Origin of the sequence: Paraperlucidibaca baekdonensis, from assembly GCF_003387535.1 — a bacterium.
Taxonomy (GTDB): domain Bacteria; phylum Pseudomonadota; class Gammaproteobacteria; order Pseudomonadales; family Moraxellaceae; genus Perlucidibaca; species Perlucidibaca baekdonensis.
Genome location: NZ_QUNR01000003.1, coordinates 255,934 through 272,739, shown reverse-complemented (window position 1 = coordinate 272,739; position 16,806 = coordinate 255,934). Strand labels below are relative to the sequence as shown.

The 16,806-nt window shown below is 55.1% G+C and carries 20 protein-coding genes and 1 tRNA gene; 9 read left to right on the top strand and 12 right to left on the bottom strand.

Features of this window, described 5'->3' with window-relative positions; genetic code table 11:
• Positions 1 to 41: 41 nt before the first annotated feature.
• The 5 genes from DFR26_RS07830 (at position 42) to DFR26_RS07810 (ending at position 3,873) form a co-directional block, all read left to right on the top strand.
• A complete protein-coding gene (locus DFR26_RS07830) occupies positions 42 to 977 on the top strand; it encodes an MBL fold metallo-hydrolase (protein ID WP_116208405.1) in 936 nt (311 codons plus the stop codon).
• 54 nt (positions 978 to 1,031) lie between these two features.
• Entirely contained in the window at positions 1,032 to 1,403 is a 372-nt protein-coding gene (locus DFR26_RS07825) for a phosphopantetheine adenylyltransferase (protein WP_116208404.1), read from the top strand.
• 79 nt (positions 1,404 to 1,482) lie between these two features.
• A complete protein-coding gene (locus tag DFR26_RS07820) occupies positions 1,483 to 2,274 on the top strand; it encodes an SDR family NAD(P)-dependent oxidoreductase (protein ID WP_116208403.1) in 792 nt (263 codons plus the stop codon).
• A 38-nt stretch (positions 2,275 to 2,312) separates the two neighbouring features.
• Positions 2,313 to 3,437 (top strand): zinc-binding dehydrogenase, encoded by a 1,125-nt coding sequence (locus DFR26_RS07815; protein ID WP_116208402.1) that lies wholly within the window; start codon positions 2,313 to 2,315, stop codon positions 3,435 to 3,437.
• A gap of 4 nt (positions 3,438 to 3,441) precedes the next feature.
• Positions 3,442 to 3,873, top strand: coding sequence for a hypothetical protein (locus DFR26_RS07810; protein ID WP_116208401.1), 432 nt, complete (start codon positions 3,442 to 3,444; stop codon positions 3,871 to 3,873).
• 203 nt (positions 3,874 to 4,076) lie between these two features.
• Here DFR26_RS07810 and DFR26_RS07805 read toward each other — a convergent pair whose 3' ends face one another.
• The 3 genes from DFR26_RS07805 to DFR26_RS07795 all read right to left on the bottom strand — a co-directional run bounded on the left by DFR26_RS07805 (position 4,077) and on the right by DFR26_RS07795 (position 5,697).
• Entirely contained in the window at positions 4,077 to 4,778 is a 702-nt protein-coding gene (locus DFR26_RS07805; protein ID WP_116208400.1) for a nucleotidyl transferase AbiEii/AbiGii toxin family protein, read from the bottom strand.
• On the bottom strand, positions 4,768 to 5,283 hold the full coding sequence (locus tag DFR26_RS07800) for a hypothetical protein (protein WP_116208399.1): 516 nt from the start codon (positions 5,281 to 5,283) through the stop codon (positions 4,768 to 4,770). Before DFR26_RS07800 ends, DFR26_RS07805 begins: the two co-directional genes overlap by 11 nt.
• Positions 5,284 to 5,621: 338 nt before the next feature.
• A tRNA-Asn gene (locus DFR26_RS07795) sits at positions 5,622 to 5,697 on the bottom strand.
• Positions 5,698 to 5,933: 236 nt separating this feature from the next.
• On the opposite strand from DFR26_RS07795, the gene DFR26_RS07790 reads away from it, so the two are divergent.
• Both DFR26_RS07790 and DFR26_RS07785 read left to right on the top strand, forming a co-directional pair.
• Entirely contained in the window at positions 5,934 to 6,455 is a 522-nt protein-coding gene (locus DFR26_RS07790) for an RNA polymerase sigma factor (protein ID WP_181899023.1), read from the top strand.
• A 77-nt stretch (positions 6,456 to 6,532) separates the two neighbouring features.
• Complete coding sequence (locus DFR26_RS07785; protein WP_116208397.1) at positions 6,533 to 6,769, top strand: hypothetical protein; 237 nt, start codon at positions 6,533 to 6,535, stop codon at positions 6,767 to 6,769.
• Here DFR26_RS07785 and DFR26_RS07780 read toward each other — a convergent pair whose 3' ends face one another.
• The 8 genes from DFR26_RS07780 to DFR26_RS07745 form a co-directional block, all read right to left on the bottom strand.
• Entirely contained in the window at positions 6,770 to 7,897 is a 1,128-nt protein-coding gene (locus DFR26_RS07780) for a putative solute-binding protein (protein WP_147300281.1), read from the bottom strand.
• The gene (locus DFR26_RS07775) at positions 7,869 to 8,945 is read right to left on the bottom strand and encodes a putative solute-binding protein (protein WP_116208395.1); all 1,077 of its coding nucleotides are present in this window, start codon (positions 8,943 to 8,945) and stop codon (positions 7,869 to 7,871) included. Before DFR26_RS07775 ends, DFR26_RS07780 begins: the two co-directional genes overlap by 29 nt.
• Positions 8,946 to 9,008: 63 nt before the next feature.
• The gene (locus DFR26_RS07770) at positions 9,009 to 10,013 is read right to left on the bottom strand and encodes an alpha/beta fold hydrolase (protein ID WP_116208394.1); all 1,005 of its coding nucleotides are present in this window, start codon (positions 10,011 to 10,013) and stop codon (positions 9,009 to 9,011) included.
• A complete protein-coding gene (locus tag DFR26_RS07765) occupies positions 10,006 to 11,046 on the bottom strand; it encodes a putative solute-binding protein (protein ID WP_181899022.1) in 1,041 nt (346 codons plus the stop codon). Before DFR26_RS07765 ends, DFR26_RS07770 begins: the two co-directional genes overlap by 8 nt.
• 62 nt (positions 11,047 to 11,108) lie before the next feature.
• Positions 11,109 to 11,594, bottom strand: coding sequence for a DUF4282 domain-containing protein (locus tag DFR26_RS07760; RefSeq protein ID WP_116208393.1), 486 nt, complete (start codon positions 11,592 to 11,594; stop codon positions 11,109 to 11,111).
• A gap of 36 nt (positions 11,595 to 11,630) precedes the next feature.
• On the bottom strand, positions 11,631 to 13,085 hold the full coding sequence (locus DFR26_RS07755; protein ID WP_116208579.1) for a flavin-containing monooxygenase: 1,455 nt from the start codon (positions 13,083 to 13,085) through the stop codon (positions 11,631 to 11,633).
• On the bottom strand, positions 13,082 to 14,008 hold the full coding sequence (locus tag DFR26_RS07750; protein ID WP_116208392.1) for a ferritin family protein: 927 nt from the start codon (positions 14,006 to 14,008) through the stop codon (positions 13,082 to 13,084). The genes DFR26_RS07755 and DFR26_RS07750 overlap by 4 nt, the downstream gene beginning before the upstream one ends.
• 11 nt (positions 14,009 to 14,019) lie before the next feature.
• Positions 14,020 to 14,844: an SDR family NAD(P)-dependent oxidoreductase gene (locus tag DFR26_RS07745; protein ID WP_116208391.1), complete on the bottom strand. Its 825-nt coding sequence runs from the start codon at positions 14,842 to 14,844 to the stop codon at positions 14,020 to 14,022.
• A 153-nt stretch (positions 14,845 to 14,997) separates the two neighbouring features.
• Here DFR26_RS07745 and DFR26_RS07740 point away from each other — a divergent pair, with 153 nt between their 5' ends.
• Positions 14,998 to 16,044 (top strand): AraC family transcriptional regulator, encoded by a 1,047-nt coding sequence (locus tag DFR26_RS07740; protein ID WP_116208390.1) that lies wholly within the window; start codon positions 14,998 to 15,000, stop codon positions 16,042 to 16,044.
• Here DFR26_RS07740 and DFR26_RS07735 read toward each other — a convergent pair.
• Complete coding sequence (locus tag DFR26_RS07735; protein WP_116208389.1) at positions 16,041 to 16,541, bottom strand: protein tyrosine phosphatase family protein; 501 nt, start codon at positions 16,539 to 16,541, stop codon at positions 16,041 to 16,043. The two genes, DFR26_RS07740 and DFR26_RS07735, sit on opposite strands and share 4 nt — an antisense overlap.
• 112 nt (positions 16,542 to 16,653) lie before the next feature.
• Between DFR26_RS07735 and DFR26_RS11095 the strand changes: the two genes are divergently transcribed.
• Entirely contained in the window at positions 16,654 to 16,800 is a 147-nt protein-coding gene (locus DFR26_RS11095; protein ID WP_181899021.1) for a hypothetical protein, read from the top strand.
• Positions 16,801 to 16,806 lie beyond the last annotated feature (6 nt).

Sequence of the window (16,806 nt, the reverse complement as noted above, 5' to 3'; positions counted from 1 at the left end):
TCGCGCTCTACCATTACCTAAAACGACTAAGGATACCGCTCATGAAATTCACGCTACTCGCGCTCACACTCGCCTTCAGCACCAGTGCATTCGCCGCGGCTGAAGCCGTTAAATCGCAAGCGCCCGGCTTTTATCGCTTCATGCTCGGCAGCAGTGAAATCACCGTATTAAATGATGGCACCGTGGACTTGCCGGTCGACAAACTGCTGCAACAGCCGCCAGAAAAGACGCTCGCCGCACTCGCGCAGCGCCATCAACGCGCGCCGCTGGAAACCTCGGTCAATGCCTACCTAGTGAATGCCGATGGCAAGCTCGTGCTCATCGACGCCGGTGCTGGCAGCCTGTTTGGTCCAACGCTGGGCAATGTCGCGAAAAACCTCGCGCTCGCCGGCTACACACCCGAGCAAGTCGATGAAATCTACATCAGCCACATGCACCCAGACCATGTCGGTGGCCTCACCCGCGATGGCCAGATGGTCTACCCCAATGCCACCGTTTATGCCGATGCCGCCGATGCGGCGTACTGGCTCAATGACGCCGAACTGGCCAAAGCGCCCGATGATAAAAAAGGTTTTTTCCAAGGCGCGATGGCCTCACTGAAGCCCTATCAAGCGGCTAATCACTTTAAAACCATTAGCGACAAAACTAGCCTGGCGGCCGGTGTTGTGGCTCAGCCCAGCCACGGCCATACGCCCGGCCACATGAGCTATGAAGTGCGCAGTGGCGACGCCAGCCTGCTGGTCTTGGGCGATATCATCCACGTGGCGGCTGTGCAGTTTGACCACCCCGAGGTCACCATCGGCTTCGATAGCGATGCCAACGCCGCGAAAGCGCAACGCATAAGCCTATTCAAAAGCGCAGCAAGCAAGGGCCAGCTCGTGGCCGCGACGCATTTGCAATTTCCCTCGGTGGGCTACATCAACACCGACGCGAAAGGCTTTCGCTGGGTGCCAATGAACTATCAGCGCCTGAAATAAGCGCCGTGATTCATTGAGCTTTTTCACTTCACGACCTTAACTGGAACAGCGCACATGAAGCTCGCCATTTCCGTTCTACTAACCCTCGTGGCCATTATTCATCTGTTGCCACTGGCAGGCGTGATCAGCAGCACTCAGATCGGTCGTGCCTACGGTATTGCCGTGAGCGACCCTAATGTCGCGATTTTGATGCGCCATCGCGCCGTGCTGTTTGGCCTGCTGGGCGCCAGCTTACTCGCGGCCGCTTGGCAGCCGGCGTTTCATGGCGTGGGCATAGGGCTAGGCTTCATCAGTGTGCTGGCATTTTTACTGATCGCATGGCGTGAGGGTGGCGTGAATACTGAGGTGCAGCGCGTGGTCATCGCTGATTATGTCGCGCTGGGCTGCTTATTACTGGCACTCGCCATGCATGTTTTGCAGAAATAACGCGTTTAGGCATGATAGTAATCGGCAGCATTAACTCGAATGTTCCGATCTCACCACAAAAACAATAGAGGCCATCCGCATGACAGCTGCAACACGTACCGCATTGATCACCGGCGCCTCAGCTGGCATTGGCGCCAGCTTTGCTCGGCAGCTCGCCGCGCAGGGCTTCACGTTGCTGCTTGTTGCTCGACGCGTGGATCGCCTCAAAGCGCTTGCTCAAGAGCTGATTGATGCGCACGGCATCGAGTGCAAAGTCTTTGCCGCCGACTTAACTGACGCGTCAGCACCGCGCGACATTATGGCTTATGCCGCCGAGCAAGGCCTGTGCATCGACCTGCTGATCAATAACGCCGGACTATCAGGGCATAAAAAGTTTGTCGATACGCCGTGGTCAGAGTTGGCCGGCGAAATTCAGGTCATGATCACCGCAGTGACTGAGCTCGCGCACTTAGTGGCACCGGCAATGATCGAGCGCCAATGGGGGCGCATCATCAACGTATCATCCCTCGCTGCCTTCGCACCGCCAGGCGAAAGTCTGTTGTACTCGGCAATCAAGACGTATGTGCTGATTCTGTCCGAATCGCTCGACATGGAGCTGAAACCACATGGCATCCACGTGACAGCGCTCTGCCCTGGCTTCACCAAAAGCGAATTTCACGATGTCATGGGCACGCGCCACACCGCCAACAAACTACCAGCCATCATGTGGCAACAGCCCGATGACGTCGTTAAAGAAGCCCTCGACGCGGTCATGCATGGCAAGCCAGTCTGCGTTCCCGGCCGCTTCAACAAATTTTCCGTGGCCATGATGCGGCCCCTGCCCGAATGGGCGAGATACCGCATAGGTAAGGTTGCTAACCCATTTAAATGATGTGAAAGCCTACCTATGTTTCCCAAGAGAGAAGAATAATGACCAACCTACAGCTCACCTCCACAATCACCGCCAACAACACATTGGAGCTGGCTATTCGCGACATCGCGATGCCTGAACCTGGCGACACACAGGTGGTCATCGACATGCAGGCCTGCCCCATCAACCCATCTGATTTAGGCGTGCTGTTTGGCTTGGCCGACATGAGTACCGCGCGGCAATCGGGCAGCGCAGATCGGCCCGTCATCACCGCTGATGTGCCGGCCAAATTCATCAGCGCGCTGAAGGCCCGCGTGGGAAAATCCTTACCCGTGGGCAATGAAGGCGCCGGCACAGTGATTGCTACCGGCGCATCGGCCGCGGCAAAAAGCTTGATGGGCAAAACCGTGGCGGTCATTGGGGGCGGAACCTATCGCCGCTATTTATGCGCCGATGTGCGTAGCTGCTTGGAGATGCCGTCAGGCACGACCGCGACCGCGGCTGCCTCCAGCTTTGTCAACCCACTCACGGCATTGGCCATGGTTGAGACCATGCGCGCCGAGGGCCATCAAGCTCTCGTGCATACCGCCGCCGCATCGAATCTCGGGCAAATGCTCAATCGCATCTGCATCGCCGACGGCATCGATTTGGTCAATATTGTCCGCAAGCCCGCACAAGAAACGCTGCTGCGTGACATGGGTGCCAAATACATCGTCAACTCGAGCGTGGAGAGCTTCCACGCAGACCTCACCGCCGCACTGGTGGCCACCGGCGCCACTATCGCCTTCGATGCCATTGGTGGCGGCAAAATGGCCAGCGACATCCTGACCTGCATGGAAGCCGCCGCCTCGCGTAACATGACCGAATACAGCGTCTATGGCTCCGATACCTACAAGCAGGTGTATATTTACGGCGCACTCGATCGTGGTGCTATTACGCTCAATCGCAGCTTCGGCTTTGCATGGGGCGTGAATGGCTTTCTGCTGTTCAACGCGCTCGGCAAGCTAGGCGCGCAAACCACCCATGCCATGCGTCAGCGCATTGCCGCAGAAATCAACACCACCTTTGCTAGTCACTACACGCATGAGGTGACGCTCGCAGAGGCGCTGCATTTGGACAATATGGCTCGCTATGCCAAACAAGCCACGGGCGAAAAATTTTTAATTAAGCCATCGAGGGCATGACGACATGACATCCACCATTGCATCCAACTGGCCGGCACGCGGCTTTATGCTCGCCGGGCTGGTCAACATCGTTGGCATTTTAGTCGTTACCCAAGGCTTGCAAAGCCCGACCCTCAGCAGCGCCGACCCAGCCGTCTTTTCATTTTTTGGCCTGCTCATGATTATGGTCTGGGGACTCGCCTACCTTGCCGCAGCCCCCTTCGCCAGCCAGTCTGTGGCCATTCCACTGGTGTTCGCTATTGAAAAACTGGCCTATACCGTGGCCTGGCTTCTGTGGCGTTCGAACACCACACCCGAGACACTCGAGGCCATCGTCGAGAATGACGTGCTCGGCGGCCTGTTTATGTCTTCCTATGGCATCAATGACGGCCTGTTTATGGTCTTTTTCTTGGCGGTTGCGGTGGTGAATTATCGGCGGTCTAGGCAGCGAAATTAAGCTTTTAGGATGCTCCTGAGCCGGCGAATGGCCATCCTGACATCCTCGCTGAGGCCATAGCCCCTACATGAATGCAGAAACAAAAAAGCCCCATTCGATGAATGAGGCTAAGTTGTTGAAATATATGGCTCCCCGAGCTGGACTCGAATCAGTGACCGAATGACGATATTTAGCTCAGGGATGGTTTGGAAAGTTACGAGTTCTTAAAAGTCTGCTAGCGCACTACCAGCAGCTATAGCCATCAATCGCCGGCGCACAATTGGCAACCGTCCGGCTTCTAAAACATGCCCTGGCAACGCTTGGCTAAAATCACGGTTACTTAGCAACGTCGTTAGCTGCTTTTGAAAATAGGCACGCAAATTAGCTGGTGCATGAAAGCACTCAGCGACTAACTCTGGCCGTCCTTCAATCACACCAACGATATCTTCGAGATCATGACTTGCTAGAAAGTCGCCATTGCCGCGCCCATAAAATGCTTCAAGCTTAGTGGCAATAAAGCATGGGCCGCTGATGACGCGAATAGTTATCTCATCATCTAATGCAATGCTCATGGCCGTTTCTGCTGCCAGCTCATACCACTTGTTGCTGAAGCCTAGGATGCTGCTATCAACCGGCATAACATCAAGAATCCATCCACCAGAAATCCAACGACACAGAGGTGCGCCTTCTGATTGATCTTCCTTAAAACCACGCTGCCGCAAAGCTTCACTTAATCGATAGTAGTCCGTGTGTGACTCAATAATTGTGATGACATCGACATCCTTTGTAGGCCGCACACTAGGAGCGGCTGGATCTGTTATTAGCAGCCCTGCAGTAACGCCGCCGACAAACACAAGCTGATCGGTTAAGTCGTCAAGCTGTAGCGCAACTTGGCGCATCATTTCTCGATTCGGATCAAAGCGCATAGGTAGCTTCGCTTAAACGCTGATGAATGAGCTCTGCTGCCAACTTACGCTCCCGAGCTCTACCACCTCGCAAGGCATCTGCTAGTGAAAGTAACTCATGTAGTTTTAGATCTCGACGCGCCGCTCCTGGAGCAGAGCTATACAAAGGTGAAAATGATAGGCCTCTTACCTCACCTTCTGGATCAGGCCAAACTGGCGGTAATTCATCGCTTTGGATTAGAGCAGATAAGCCAGGTCCAGCATGTGCAGTCGGAACGCCTCTGACTAGTCCTCCTAACTTCGGCACAAAGACGTAGCGCAGTCCGTGAACAAGAAACTCTTCTAATGCTGCCGCTACTGAACGCCCCTCTGCCATTAGACCTGCGTTATGAAGGCGCTTATCTGCCGCATGCACTTCGGAGACGCTCATACCTAATTGGATGGAACGGTCTTGATAAGTGAAGTCGACTGGAGGCTTAAGCAATGCGCCCAAGGCAACGACAACATCTTGTGGTTTTAGGCTCATAGATTTTATTCTTTATTCGCAAATCGCGAATAAAGAATATCAAAATCAGGGCAAATTGCAATGGACAGCGCTACATGTCTACGAGGACATAGGGATCCCAGTTCAAGCAACTCCGTCAAAGATCCTCAGCGAGCTAGCGAACAGCTCAACAAGCAGCTAAAACAAGTAAAAGATATCGTTGATAGGGAAATGAAAGCCTGAACGATGCAACTCGATCTAAAGCGATCAACACAAGGCAATAGAGAGCGTACATTGATTTGTGTCGATGAAAAGTGAGTACAGATTTTCAGAAACAAAAAAGCCCCATTCGATGAATGAGGCTAAGTTGTTGAAATATATGGCTCCCCGAACTGGACTCGAACCAGTGACCCAAGGATTAACAGTCCTTTGCTCTACCAACTGAGCTATCGGGGATCGTCGTAACGAGGGCGAATAATAGAGAGGACAAGCAGACTGGTCAAGCCATTGCGCGGCTATTTGCCGATAAAAACAGCAACCGCGCTCGCTCGGCTTAATTCCCACACGCTGGTGCTTGGCGCTGCTAGTATGACGCATGCAATTTTAGGTGCCGGCAGTTGAATGACGCTGAATTAGTCTCTTTGATGCAAGCCACTAGGCCTGCGCAACGCAACCGTGGTTTGCAACTAGCCATGCAACAGTATGGCGGCGCCATGCTCGCCACGGCGCGCGCCATCACGGCTAATCACGCCGATGATGCCGTGCAAGAGGCGTGGATTTCTGTGCACCGAGCCATTGGCGGCTTTGAAGCGCGCGCGAGTCTGAAAACCTGGCTGCTCCGCATAACCATGAATTGCGCCTACAACCAACTGCGTAAGCACAAACAGCACCTCTCGCTCGATGATCACGACAACCACACGGATCTGTTCGCCAGCGATGGTCATTGGCAAATACCCATCAAAGCCTGGACCGATGACAGCCCGGAAAAACTCCTCGAAGCACGCGCCATGAATGAATGCATTGAGCATCACATGGCAGGTCTACCCGATGGCCAGCGCGTGACACTACAGCTCACCGACTTCCAATCGGTCAATGTCGAGTCGATTTGCGAGCTGCTCGGCATCACGCCAAATCATTACCGCGTGCTGCTGTATCGGGCGCGGCTAAGCCTATTTAAAATGCTCGATCATTTTCAGCGCACCGGCGATTGCTAGACCGCTTTGTAATAAAACCTGCCACTGCTGCATCTATGCAGTAGACCTAGCCACCAACTGCTGATGAGTGCTGCCTTATGATGACCTGCCGCGATGTTTGCCAACACGCGCTGATGCCACCACAACGGCTCACGTTGCGTCAGGCCCTAGCGCGATTTTTGCACCTCATGCTCTGTGGTCGATGCCGCCTTGCATTGCGCCAATTTAAACTGATGCTGCAAACCACGCCGCAACGCCAAGACCCCTCACCCAGCCCGGCGCAAGTTAAGCGCTGGCTCGATGGCGTGACGGCCGATCGCGAAGATACGCCCTGATTATTCGTCGAACTTACTGCACTCCGAAGCACTGGGCTGATGTGTGCAGCGCGCGCGCTTCATTAAGCTCAGCATGACCGGATCGTAGACGCCTTGGCGCATCAGGTAGATGCGCGCCTCTGCAAGCATTTCGTCATAGCGCGCACGTTCCGCCGCCGGTAACTCAACCCAGCGCGAGGCAGGAATATCTTTCTCAGCGTCGGTCAGCAGCTCAAACAACGTGTCGAGATAGCTCAGGCCGAACTTGCGTAGCTCAGTCAGGCGCGCATCCAAATCGGGGATGCGCGGCAGCACCAAGTCGCGGCGCACCAGCACAGCCGCCGTGGCTTGCAGCAAGGGGTAATGAATCACGCCGCCCTTCTCGCCCATGCCTTTGGCGAGCTCCATGGGCTGATACGCCAAGGCTGGCGCCATGATGATATCGGCCTGGCCATTGTTGAATTTGCCCGCATAGGTGGTGAAGTCGGCGAGCACTGGCTGGGCGCCAAGACCTGAGACCATCTTCGCCATATTCGGCTCCCAATCGAGCACCACGATGCGCTTGCCAGCGGCCTTGCTCAGCGAGTTGATGTTGCGGTCGTTGACGTACACATAGACCGCGCCAATCGGCACGATAGCGGCGACTTGGTAGCGGCCATTGATGGCAAGAGAGGCCACCACCGGCTTGGCTAATTGCGTGAGCAGAGTTTTCATCTCGGCGTAATTGCGCAAATTACCAGGCGCATCGATGCTGCCTAAGACATTATTAAACTGCTTGGCACGCAGCGTCGAAATCGCCACCACATCACAGCGACCGGCCTTGAAATCTTCGGCGGCCACGCGCTCATCGGTGTAGGGGCGTATATCGGCGATCAGATTAAAGGCTTTCGCATACGTGGCGAGCTCGCGCGCAATGGCAACGACTTTGCCACCGGTGCCAAAGGGGTCAAATAAGCAGAAGCTCAGCTCCACGGGCTTGGGCAATGGCGTGGGCAAACCCAGCATACTCTTGGCAGGCAGCTTGGCTTTTACATCGGCCGCATCGAGGGCATACGCCGCAAGCGGCAGAGTCGCTATGAGGCCAGCAAGGCTTAAAGCCGGCAGAAACTTTCTGAAGGACTTATTCATCAAACAGGCTGCATTCTTCATTGTCGGGCTCGTGTTTGCAGCGCACTTTGCGCAGGAGATGCATCATGCTGGTGTCGTAAACACCATCGGCGGTCATTTTCAAGCGCGCTTCACGGAGCATGCGCGAGTAGCGAGCTTTTTCTTCTTCGGAGAGGTTAATCCAGAGATTTTCAGGCAGATTGGCATCGGCTTTTTTCAGGCGCTCCACGAAGGTATCAATGAAGCGCAGGCCGTAATCGCGCAGCTGCAGCATGCGCGCATCAAGGTCTGGAATCTTTGGCAGTACCAAGTCGCGACGCATGAGAATGGTGCCGGTGGCTTGCAGCAGCGGAAAGCGGATGATGCCGCCCTCGGTGCCAATGCCACGGTAGAGCTCAAGCGGGTAGAAAGCCATGGCCGGCGCGGCGATGATATCAACTTGGCCATTATTAAATTTGCCAGCAAAGGTGGTGATGTCGGAGGCCACCGGTTGCGCGCCAATGGCTGAGATCATTTTCGCCTGTGACGGATCCCAATCGAGTACAGCCACGCGCTTGCCGGCAGCTTTCTCGATGGAGTTGATGCGCTTATCGCGGGTCATCACGTAGAGTGCGCCAATCGGCAACACGCCAATGACTTGGTAGCGCCCAGTAATAGACATGGGCATGAAGTCCGGATGCGCGAGCGCGCGAATCAGCGTTTTCATTTGCGCGTAGCTGCGCACATTGCCCGGCGAGTCGATGCTGCCAACGATGCGATTGTATTGGCGCGCCCGCAAGGTGCTCATGCCCACCACATCGCAGCGACCGGCTTTAAAGTCATCGCTGGCCACACGCTCATCTTGATAGGTTTTCAGGTCGAGCTTAAGGCCAAACGCCAACGCATCCACCGCTAGGTCTTTGCCGGTTTGCGCCAACGGGCCATTGGCACCGCTGGGGTCAAACAAGCAGACTTTCAGCACCACGGGCGGGCTGAGCGGCGCGAGCTTGGCCGGCGCCGCGGCAAGCGAAGCGCTGCAGGCCATCAGTGCGCAGGCAGCTAGCCAGCGCCCGACTTGGCGTATTTCATCTTGCAATGTGTTGCTGCCCATACAGTCTCTCTTTTTATTATTAGTGCTGACTTACTTAGGACCCGCTGAATCAAATGGCTTGGCTTAGGCTGGCGCCGCGGCACGCCAAAAGCGTCGCAACAAACGCGCCGTCACACGCGGCGCTTCCACCATGGGCAAATGCCCAATGCCATTAAGCAACTTCTGCTGCGCCTGCGGAATCAGCTGCTGAAAAGTGGCCGCCGCCGACACGTGAATCACGGCGTCATCGACACCCCACACTATAAACGCGGGCCGTTCAATATCGACAAAGCTGGCCAAGTCCGCGGCCGGCGGCTTGCCGATCAGCTCACGAAACAAATGCTCATTGACGTGCCGACGCGTGACTAAATCCCAGCAGGCGCTGGGCAGTACCGCCAAGGCCAGTAAGCGATTGGCCATGACAGTCCGTAAGAGCCGATAAGCACCCCACATATTGTGCGCAATGAGGCCATTTTTGCCCTCGGCTAAACCGCGCTCAAACTCCGTGGTCTCGCTGCCCGCCACACCGGCGGCGTTCATCAGCGTCACGCTACGCGTGAGATCCGGGTGGCGTGCGGCCAATACGCCGGCAAATAGCCCGCCCATGGAACTGCCCACCAAATGCGCCGCGCCGAGCTTGCGGCGCTCAAACCATTGCGCCAAGCGCGCGACTTGCGCGTCCACCCCGTATGAGGCATCGGGGAAAAAGCTGCTTTCGCCCCAGCCCGGCAAATCGATCACAAAGACATGGTAGCGCCGCGAAATAAACGGCAGCAGCGGCAGCCAATTCTCTTTTGAGGCCCCAAAGCCGTGGAGCAAGACCACGGGCTCGGCACCGCGACGCCCGCCTTCGAGCCAGACCATGCGATGACCATCGATGCGTGCTTGTCGGCGCATGAGGCCGGTCAATGGCGCATGCAGGCGATTGAGCAGCGCCATGCTGTGCTGGGGCCGCCACGCGCGCACTGCTTGGGCATCTGGCACCTTGGCGAGCGCAATGTATTGCTCACCAATAACATCAATAAACTCGCGCTCCAGATGCTCCACCACAGCATCCTGTGGCTGGTGTTTTTTCGCGTCTTTACTCATCTTTTAATACACACTCAGCGGCCTCGCCTTGACTGCAACGCACGCGTTTGAGTAGCTTCATCATGCGTGGATCATAGTCGCCTTCTTGGGTCATTTGGATGCGCGCTTGGCGCATCAGCTCGACATAATCAGCCTTTTCGTTGGCCGGCAAATCCAGCCAATATTTCTCGGGAATGCCCTTCTCTTCGCGCTCCACATAGGAAAAAGCCTTGTCGATTTGCGTGTAGACAAACTCGCGCAACTTTTGGCCAACATCGGGCGGAAAGCGATCGTGGCGAATGATCAGCGCCGCACTCAACATGACCAATGGGAAGCGATAAATCGCACCCTTCTCGCCTAAGCCGCGATAAATCTCTAGCGGTTTATAAGCCACGGCGGGCGCGGCAATGATATCGACTTGGCCGTTATTGAACTTGGCCACGAAATTGATGATATCGGAGGCCACCGGCTGCGCGCCCATGCGCTGCACCATTTTCGCCTGCGACTTATCCCACTCCATGACCGCCACACGCTTACCGGCGGCTTTCTCAATCGAATTAATGGCTCGATCGCGCACCATGACATAAGCCGCGCCAAGCGGGATCACGCCCACCACCTCAAACTGGCCTTGCTTCATCAGCGGCGCCAAGGTTGGCGAGGTCAGCGTTGCCAAGGCTTTGCGCATGGCGTTATCGTTGGGGATGGCGCCAACAGCATCGAGACTGCCAACAAATTTATTGAATTGCTTAGCGCGCAACGTAGTCACGGCGGCAGCATCGCACTGCCCGGCTTTTAAGTCCTCAGCCGCCACACGCTCGTCGGTATACGCTTTGATATCGGCATTAATGCCCCACTTTTTCGCCTCCAACATATAGTCTTTGGCATAACCCACGGCCGGGCCATTGGCGCCGACAGGGTCAAAAATACAGATGGTCACCACGCGGTCTTTCATGGATTTGAGCGCTTGCGCTTGCTCAGCGGTGGGCTCCGGCAGTGCCTGTGCCGTGGAAGAGATGACCAGTGCGGCAGCGGCCAAAAAACGCGTTAGGTTCATAAATTACTCAGTGTGATGAGAGTCACAGGGTGTGCTGTTTTATCACAGATAACAGCCCTGGGTTATTTGAAGATTTTTTTACTCAAGCGCCCCGGTGCAGAGAGCACATTCAAAAAACTAATGGTATCGGTGACACCATCAACTTTGTTTTGAATATGCGCAATCTGGCTTTTAAAGGTATCGACATCATCGCTGATACCATCAACTTTGCTATTGAGATTATCGACCTGCGAGGGGATGCGATCCATGCTATGCACGGTTTGCATGATGCGATAGGCCATCACCAAAAACTCCAGCGCCGCACGAATCACCGCAAAGACAATAATCAGCGCTAGCGGAGTAATCACCAACATGACCATGCCCGCAATCGGCGACAGCCAAAACGCCAGCGCATTGAGCGCCGCAAAGACTAGCAGCGCCGCCAGCAACAGTAACGCATAAAACACCGGCAGTAGCTGCATGGTGAGGTACTGATGAAAGCGAAAGTCCATCAGGCCAGACAACAGCACCTTCACGCTGACTTGGCCAATCTCGTCTTTGTCTGTCATCCATACACTCCCCAAGCAACCGACACGCCAGTGCCACTAGCTGAGCGACTCGACGCGATAATGAGCGGCCTTAAAGTCGGCCATTTGTCGCGCGTATTGTGTCGCAAAACCGGGATACATAGTGGCATTAAATCCGGCATCTGTTAGATACCAACTTTTACAGCCCGAATTCCAATTGGTTTTCGCCAAGCGCCTTTGAATGCTCACGTTATAAGCCGCTTGCACCTCCGGCTTCACATCCACGCTGCGCCAGCCCTCACGCCGCGCCGTGGCGATGGTATTGACGATGTAGCCGATTTGCGACTCCATATAGACCAACGCGGAGTTATGACCCGGGCCCGAGTTCGGCCCCAAAATCATCGATAAGTTCGGATAACCCGAGATATTGACACTCTTATAGGCCTGCGCGCCGCGCGCCCACTCCTCGGCCAATACGCGCCCACCGATGCCGGTGATCTTAAACGGCGTGCCGGCTTTACTCACTTCAAACCCCGTGGCGAAAACAATGCAGTCGACCTGATGCTCAATACCTTCTGCCGTGCGAATGCCTTGCGGCGCAACCGTCGCAATCGGCCAGGTGATGAGTTTGCAATTAGGCTGCTGCAGCGCCGGATAATACGTGCTGGTCATCAGCACGCGCTTACAGCCAATGGTGAAGTCTGGGGTGAGCTGGCGACGTAGCCATTTATCTTTAACCTGTTGATGCAGAAACGCTGTGCTCAGGCGCTCCACCAGCCGCGTCATCGGTGTGTTCCAAATAAAGCTAAAGGCCATGGACTCATGGCCCCAATACAGCGCGCGGCGTAGCGCGTTTTGCACCGGCGGCAGCAGTTTAAACAAGCGTTTATTCCAACCCGGCGCGCGATAATCCATGCGCGGCAACACCCAACCCGGCGTGCGCTGAAATACCGTGACTTTATCGGCGACTTTCACCAATTCAGGGATCAGCTGCACGGCGCTCGCACCTGTGCCGACCACCGCCACACGCTTACCCGTGAAATCATAATCATGATCCCAGCGCGCACTGTGAATTTTGTGGCCAGTAAAGCTATCTAAGCCATTAATAGCTGGAAAGCTTGGGTTGGCTAAACCACCTGAGGCCATAATGACATGTCGAGCGTGGAATACTGCGCCCTCAGCGGTAGTCACCACCCACTGTGCCGCTGGCTCGTCAAAGCGTGCATCTACCACGGTGTGATTGAAGCGAATCAATGGCGCTAGGGCATAACGCTCAACCAGGTGATGCACATAGCCGAGAATTTCCTGACTACCTGAATACGCACGTGACCAGTTCGGGTTCGGCGCAAACGAGTAGGAATACAGGTTCGACGGAATATCGCAGGCCGCCCCCGGATAGGTGTTATCACGCCAAGTCCCACCGACTTTGCCAAAACGCTCTAGGATGACAATGTCATCAATACCCGCCGCTTTTAAACGAATCGCCGCGCCTAGACCACCAAAACCCGAGCCAATAATTAAGACGTCTATCATGCCGCCGGCCTCCACGTGAGTTCTTTCACCCAGCTAGGAATCGCTGGTAACACGCGCTTGGGGATGTAGTTGGTGGCTTTTACCAAGGCATCGACGGGCACATGGTAGAGGCGATTATTACGATTAGTTACCCATTCACCATGACGGCTAATGACCTGAAACCACGGGTTATTACGGCCTTGCTGTGTGCGTCCACCAATCTTTTTGAACTTCTTGATGGCCGCATACAGACTCTCTTCTTTCAGACCTAACTCAACAATATTGTCACGCATACGATTGAGCAGTGGCACATACGACAAGATGCCGAGTAGCAAGCGTGGGTCGCTCATGGTGGCGATCATTTTCAAGGTATTGCGATAGACCTTGCCGTGGCCTTGCAGCTCCAGCACATGAAAACCAACGCCCAAATGCCGTGACTCGTCTTCGTTGATATGCGCAAAAGCTTGGTGACAGATCGGGTCATCGACGGTGTCGAGCAGGAACTTGCAGAGCGCGCCATCGAGGGCGATTTCCAACATAGGAATGACCGAGCCTAGCGTCTCTAGTGGCATGTCATCGGCATAGCGATCCAGCCATTCAATGACCAAACGCAAATTGATGTTGGGCTCGGGAATCTCTTCACCATCGAGCATGCCCCAGCGTTTCATCAAGGCCATTTCGGCGTTGGCGTGGCGCTGCTCTTCGGCATGGAAATAGGTGTAGATTTCTTTCAAGGTGTCGTTGGGCGCTTTCTTCGCCATGGCAGCGAAGCCGCGCGCGCCCACATGCTCAATCCACATCAGATCGGCCATAAACTCCTTAAGCTTTGGCCATTGCTCCTCGGTAATGAGCTCAGCACCGGGGGCATCCCAGTCGATGTCGGCCAAGGCCCACTGACTGGATTTGATTTTTGCCAACATGGTTTCAAGGTTAATAGCGGCCATGATTTTTCTCCTTAGAGATGATTGCCGGCAAGGCGGTTGAGTAGGCCAGCGCCTGCGGTATACAGGGCGGGCGTGAAGCGTTTACTGCGCCAAATTAAGCGCGCATCGAGCTGCGGTAAGACATAAAGCTGATTGCGATCGAGGGCTTTTAATGTGTCGTTGACCACGCGCTCAGGCGTGAAGCCGATGCGTGCCATCAGCCGTTGTGCCATAGCCGCCGATGGCCCACTGATGCGGCCTTGTGCGGCAATATTGGTTTTCACCCACGTCGGGCAAAGCGCGGTGACATGCACGCCGGTGCTGGCCATTTCGGCGCTCAGGGTTTCGGTGAGCGCCAGCGCCGCGGCTTTGCTGACGTTATAGGGGCCCATTTTGGGAGCCGCGGCGAAGCTTGCCGTGGAGCAGACATTGATGATGCCGCCGTGACCTGCCGCTCGCAGCCGGGGCGCAAAGACATGACAGCCATGCACCACACCCCAGAGGTTAATGCCCAGCGCCCAGTGCCAATCGGCCATGCTCACTTCACCGATGGGCTGACCACCCACCCCAACGCCAGCGTTGTTTATAACGAGGCTTGTCGGGCCATCAAAAAAGGTCTCGGCCTGCTCAGCGAGCAACTCCACATCGACGAGCTGGCTGACATCACAGTAGACCGCTAGCGCGCGACCGCCCTGCGCACTGATGTGATCGGCAGTCGCCTGCGCGCTAGCTAAATCAATATCCGCACACACCACACAGCCTTTTTTCGCGGCAATAGCCAACGCAAACGCACGGCCAATACCGCTCCCTGCACCGGTGACCACCGCATTTGCTTGTTTCGATAAAATCTGTGCCATAGCACCACTCACTGGGTTTGCCCACGACTCAACGGCTCGCTAGATGCGCGCCGAATCTTCGTCGTCACTTAATGTGACAACACAAACTGTGACTTGAATTACTGATACCCACTAGCGTATGTTCGGACAAGTTTTTGTCATTAGCAGACAGATATGCCGAGTCATTCGCCTTTTATTAGCAATGCAGTGATTGCTCATTACGTCGTTAGCGTTATCGACTTTATGGCGCCACGCGGGGTGTGCGCTCAGGCATTGCTTGCCAATACGGGTTTGCGCGAAGTGGACCTGCGGCAAGCACCAGATCAGCCCATCACGCTCGTGGCGCTGTTTGAGCTGCTTCACAACTTGCACACCGAAGATCCTTCACCGACGTTGTCTTTTGAATACGGTTTGAGCCTACAACTGAGTCATCATGGCTTCTTGGGCTATGCCTTGCAGTCGAGCCAGACTTTAGGTGATGCACTGCAGCTGGCGCATGACTTTGCGCAAACACGCTCGCAAATCATTCGTTTTAGTACGCATCAGGATGCAGACTGCGCCATTATTCGCCTTGAAGATCATGGCGCACTCGAACACTGGTATGCGCATGTGATTGAGGCGCTACTTGGCTGCTTTTATAGTATTGGCAACACATTGTTAGGCCCTATTGGCCCCAATCAAGTGACCCTCGACTTAGCCCTTGCGGAGCAGGCACATCACCATGTGTTGAAACACCTGTTTGGTAGCAATGTTCGCTTTAATTGCCCGGTTACTGAGATAAGCGTTCCAATAAGCTGGCTTGATACACCACTACCGAAATCTGACCCCCAGTTAGCGGCATTGGCCGAAGCGCGTTGTCGCGATGAACTCGCGCATAACCAGCAATATGCCTCCTTTCAGCCTCAACCCGTCTTCATCAAGACTGTATTGAGCGCGATCAGCCAACACATCGCATCCGCCGATGCGCAAGCACAAGTCGCACAGTCACTGCACATGACACCGCGAACGCTACATCGGCGCTTAGCGCAGCACGGCCTGCAATTTAAGATGCTGCTTGATGAGCTTCGTCAGCACCAAGCCAAAGCGCTTTTACAGAGTCGGCGTGAATCACTGGCTAGCATTGCACTGGCGTTAGGCTACAGCGATCAGGCCAATTTTGTGCGCGCGTTTAAGCGCTGGACAAACCAAACACCAGGCCAATTTTTGCGCACATTGCCCTAGCGCAATAAAGCACGCACGGGCTCGACCAAGCGCGTCATGCCCGCGTCTTGGCCCAAGGCCAGTGCGGCATCCTCTGGCATGCCTTGCAACCAATTGGCGCGCAGCGCGAGCAGCGCACCCACGCGGTTACCACTGGCGCAATGAACCAAGACTTTTTCCCCCGCATGCGCGGTTAAGGCCTGATCTAGCGCAAGCACATTCGCCTCAGTTAAATCCGCGGCAGTAGCGATGGGAATCGACACATAGGCTATGCCCACTTGCTGAACTGCAGCCGACTCATCGAAATCGACCTGTTCACCATCGGGCAAGAGGCTAATGATCACCTGCACACCATCAGCCTGCAGCGCGCCCAGCTGCGCCGGCGATTGCACATAGCCCGATACCGCAAGTTGCGCATGGAGGTTTTTGTAATTTGCCGGCAAGGCCGTTGCCAAAGCGGTGGTTGAAACTAGGCTGAGCATCCAGCCAATAAGGAATAATCGTTTGCGATAGCTCATTGTGACTCCAGAGTAATAAATACCTGCTTTACGCGAGATGGCGACTGCCTACTGGCGAAACGGCAATGATCATTATAGTATGTATTTTTATAAAATGAATTAGAGATGTCGCATGCCACGCTATAGCCTACTGTTTGCCCTTGCCTTCACAGCAAACGCGCACGCCATCGATGCCGACCCAAATGATCGTGCGGCCGGCTATAAAATCGGCGAGCTACGCGGCGCATTGACTTTGCGCCAACGCATTGGCCTGACTTAAACGCGG

Bases quoted from the DNA above. Each gene is read 5' to 3' on its own strand.
- DFR26_RS07830 (WP_116208405.1), top strand. From the start codon at position 42: ATGAAATTCACGCTACTCGCGCTCACACTCGCCTTCAGCACCAGTGCA.
- DFR26_RS07825 (WP_116208404.1), top strand. From the start codon at position 1,032: ATGAAGCTCGCCATTTCCGTTCTACTAACCCTCGTGGCCATTATTCAT.
- DFR26_RS07820 (WP_116208403.1), top strand. From the start codon at position 1,483: ATGACAGCTGCAACACGTACCGCATTGATCACCGGCGCCTCAGCTGGC.
- DFR26_RS07815 (WP_116208402.1), top strand. From the start codon at position 2,313: ATGACCAACCTACAGCTCACCTCCACAATCACCGCCAACAACACATTG.
- DFR26_RS07810 (WP_116208401.1), top strand. From the start codon at position 3,442: ATGACATCCACCATTGCATCCAACTGGCCGGCACGCGGCTTTATGCTC.
- DFR26_RS07805 (WP_116208400.1), bottom strand. From the start codon at position 4,778: ATGCGCTTTGATCCGAATCGAGAAATGATGCGCCAAGTTGCGCTACAG.
- DFR26_RS07800 (WP_116208399.1), bottom strand. From the start codon at position 5,283: ATGAGCCTAAAACCACAAGATGTTGTCGTTGCCTTGGGCGCATTGCTT.
- DFR26_RS07790 (WP_181899023.1), top strand. From the start codon at position 5,934: ATGCAACAGTATGGCGGCGCCATGCTCGCCACGGCGCGCGCCATCACG.
- DFR26_RS07785 (WP_116208397.1), top strand. From the start codon at position 6,533: ATGATGACCTGCCGCGATGTTTGCCAACACGCGCTGATGCCACCACAA.
- DFR26_RS07780 (WP_147300281.1), bottom strand. From the start codon at position 7,897: ATGAAGAATGCAGCCTGTTTGATGAATAAGTCCTTCAGAAAGTTTCTG.
- DFR26_RS07775 (WP_116208395.1), bottom strand. From the start codon at position 8,945: ATGGGCAGCAACACATTGCAAGATGAAATACGCCAAGTCGGGCGCTGG.
- DFR26_RS07770 (WP_116208394.1), bottom strand. From the start codon at position 10,013: ATGAGTAAAGACGCGAAAAAACACCAGCCACAGGATGCTGTGGTGGAG.
- DFR26_RS07765 (WP_181899022.1), bottom strand. From the start codon at position 11,046: ATGAACCTAACGCGTTTTTTGGCCGCTGCCGCACTGGTCATCTCTTCC.
- DFR26_RS07760 (WP_116208393.1), bottom strand. From the start codon at position 11,594: ATGACAGACAAAGACGAGATTGGCCAAGTCAGCGTGAAGGTGCTGTTG.
- DFR26_RS07755 (WP_116208579.1), bottom strand. From the start codon at position 13,085: ATGATAGACGTCTTAATTATTGGCTCGGGTTTTGGTGGTCTAGGCGCG.
- DFR26_RS07750 (WP_116208392.1), bottom strand. From the start codon at position 14,008: ATGGCCGCTATTAACCTTGAAACCATGTTGGCAAAAATCAAATCCAGT.
- DFR26_RS07745 (WP_116208391.1), bottom strand. From the start codon at position 14,844: ATGGCACAGATTTTATCGAAACAAGCAAATGCGGTGGTCACCGGTGCA.
- DFR26_RS07740 (WP_116208390.1), top strand. From the start codon at position 14,998: ATGCCGAGTCATTCGCCTTTTATTAGCAATGCAGTGATTGCTCATTAC.
- DFR26_RS07735 (WP_116208389.1), bottom strand. From the start codon at position 16,541: ATGAGCTATCGCAAACGATTATTCCTTATTGGCTGGATGCTCAGCCTA.
- DFR26_RS11095 (WP_181899021.1), top strand. From the start codon at position 16,654: ATGCCACGCTATAGCCTACTGTTTGCCCTTGCCTTCACAGCAAACGCG.